This is a genomic window from Bacillus sp. NPDC060175 (genome assembly GCF_042728695.1).
In the GTDB taxonomy this organism is placed as follows: Bacteria; Bacillota; Bacilli; order Bacillales; family Bacillaceae_G; genus Bacillus_A.
Map to the genome: position 1 here is coordinate 1 of NZ_JBHWYR010000179.1, position 2555 is coordinate 2555.

General features: G+C 33.6%; 2 protein-coding genes. Both read right to left on the bottom strand.

The genetic code is table 11. The features are described from left to right. Window positions 1-368: 368 nt before the first annotated feature. Window positions 369-1100, bottom strand: a complete 732-nt coding sequence (locus tag ACFWDE_RS30330; RefSeq protein ID WP_377896375.1) for a DsbA family oxidoreductase — start codon at window positions 1098-1100, stop codon at window positions 369-371. 185 nt (window positions 1101-1285) lie between these two features. Continuing rightward, complete coding sequence (locus tag ACFWDE_RS30335) at window positions 1286-2245, bottom strand: alpha/beta hydrolase (RefSeq protein WP_377896376.1); 960 nt, start codon at window positions 2243-2245, stop codon at window positions 1286-1288. Between the last annotated feature and the right edge of the window lie 310 nt (window positions 2246-2555).

A 2555-nucleotide genomic window follows, 5' to 3' on the forward strand; every position in this document is an offset into this window, starting at 1 on the left:
CAGGATCAAACTCTCCAATAAAGTTAGTTTGTCTAGCATCTAAAAATAAAAATTGACGTTTACGTTGTTTGTTTCGTTCAGTTTTCAAAGAACTTCTTTGTCGCTCATTTGCGACTTCCTTATGTTAACATCTTCGTTAGTTAATGTCAACTAAGTTTTTTATTTCGTTTGCCGCGTTCTGCGTTATTGCATCGGCGACTCGTTCTATACTACACTTATAAATAATAATAGTCAATGGATTTTTATAAAAAACTTCATTTTTTATAAATCTCATTTATATTACCAAGTTATCTATTTAAATATCTCTTCTATACTTATATATAAGCAACCCATATAACTCCCTATGGGTTGCTATTCCATCATAAAAACTATTGTTCTTTTGAAGGGATCGAACAACCTCCATCAGTACAAGACATATCGCTTCCTTCTTCTGATGAAAACTCTTGTAACTTAGGTGCGCGATTCTCTTCTTCCCACACTTGCTGAAGTGCACCAACAAAAGTTTCAAGTGGTTGTGCACCTGAAATAGCATACTTTTGATTAATAATAAAATAAGGCACTCCCGAAATTTGATATTGCTGAGCAATCGCTTCATCCACTCTAACATCATTTGCATATGCACTTTTATTATTAATAACATTTAAAACCTCTTGCTTATCTAGACCTGAAGCTTCAGCAATAGTAACGAGCGTATCCACATCACTTAAATTTTTCGATTCAGTAAAATATGCAAAAAGCAGATTTTCCGTAATCTCTTTTTCTTTTCCTTGATCCTTTGCAAACTTCGCCAGACGATGCGCATCAAAAGTGTTTGTCGGCTTCATCTCTTTAAAATTAAAATCCAAACCCATACTAGCTGCATGATTTCCTAATTGTATATTATTACGCTTAGCTTCTTCAATACTAATCCCATACTTTGATGCAAGTACTTCATTAATACTTGTTCCAGAATAGATTGGAGCATTTTGGTCTAATTCAAAACTTTTAAACTCAACTTCAACATCCTTCTTATGTGGAAATTGCTCTAAAGCCATTTCTAATCTACGTTTCCCAATATAGCAAAATGGGCATACAAAATCTGACCATACTTCAATTTTCATAGAAACACCTCATTAACATGTAGTTTTCAATCATTGTAGCACTGGTACTAAAGAATTCAAAAATTTATGCTTCAAGCCTTATATACTACAACCTAAAATGAATTTACGAATAGAAAAAAACGATAATCAAAAGTATAAAAACACTACCTTCTGATTATCGTATATACAACTCTAAAACAATCTAATTATGCTGGAATATATCTCCCCACGAACTTCCATACGGTATTCCAATATTTATTCGAATCTACCTTTTCAGCCTCTCCATGTCCAGCACCTGGAACAATTAATTTCTCTTTTTCTACTTTTGCAGCATTATATACTTCATCTAACATTCCATAAGGAACGAATGTATCAGCATCCCCATGAATAAATAGCATAGGTGTTTTACTTTTCGCCACTTGTTTTATAGCTGAAGCTTCTTCTAAATCATATCCAGCTCTTAATTTTGTCACTGTATTTGCTGCATTCATAACAGGAAACTTCGGCAAGTGGAATAAATCTTTTAGTTGATAAGTAAATTCAGCAATAACAGTTGAGTATCCACAATCTTCAATAATAACTTTAACGTTAGCTGGTAAATCTTCACCTGAAGTCATCATTACAGTTGCTCCACCCATTGAAACACCAAATAGTGCTATTTCAGCATTCGGATCTTTCTTTACAATTTGTTGAATCCAAATCAAAATATCTTTACGATCATGCCAGCCCATGCCGATATAATCGCCTTCACTATTTCCATGCCCACGAAGATCTGGCGCTATGACGTTATAACCCTGTTCATAAAATTCCCGGATATATTTCGTCATTTTCGATGCCCTGCTATCATATCCATGAACTACAATTGCCCATTTATGGCTAGATTGTTCATTCATATATTCATAACCTGTTAATTTCAACTTATCGAAAGAATTTATGTTCAATGTATTAGGTTTATGATTTGATACAAAGTTCGCATCCTTTTCTTCATTTGTAGCCAACACACCTCCCGATGCGTTCACTGTTTCTACTAAGTGAGGATTATCCTCTAAAAATTCTTTCTCTTGTTTCGCATTCAATGCATAATTATAAAAATAATTCCCGACTAACATATAAGCAATTGCTAGAAGGACTAAAACTACTATGGTAATTACACCTATCTTTTTCATATTATCTCCTTTTTCAAAATTAAATCTTCTTATATTCAAGTACTTCAAAAAACAACTGCACTATCTTAACACACTGGCAGATCACTTCTACAAAAAATAAAATAGAAAATCTTAAACTACACATCGAAAATGATGAAAGAAATTGAATATGAGAAGATTAAAAGAATAAGGATTACTTACAACTTAAAATGGTACTTGCGGCTGATAAGAAGTTATAAACACAAAAAAGACGAGTCATTCTGACTCGTCTTACAGTTGCTTGGCGACGTCCTACTCTCACAGGGACAAGGTCCCAACTACCATCGGCGCT

Bases quoted from the DNA above. Each gene is read 5' to 3' on its own strand.
- ACFWDE_RS30330 (WP_377896375.1), bottom strand. From the start codon at position 1,100: ATGAAAATTGAAGTATGGTCAGATTTTGTATGCCCATTTTGCTATATT.
- ACFWDE_RS30335 (WP_377896376.1), bottom strand. From the start codon at position 2,245: ATGAAAAAGATAGGTGTAATTACCATAGTAGTTTTAGTCCTTCTAGCA.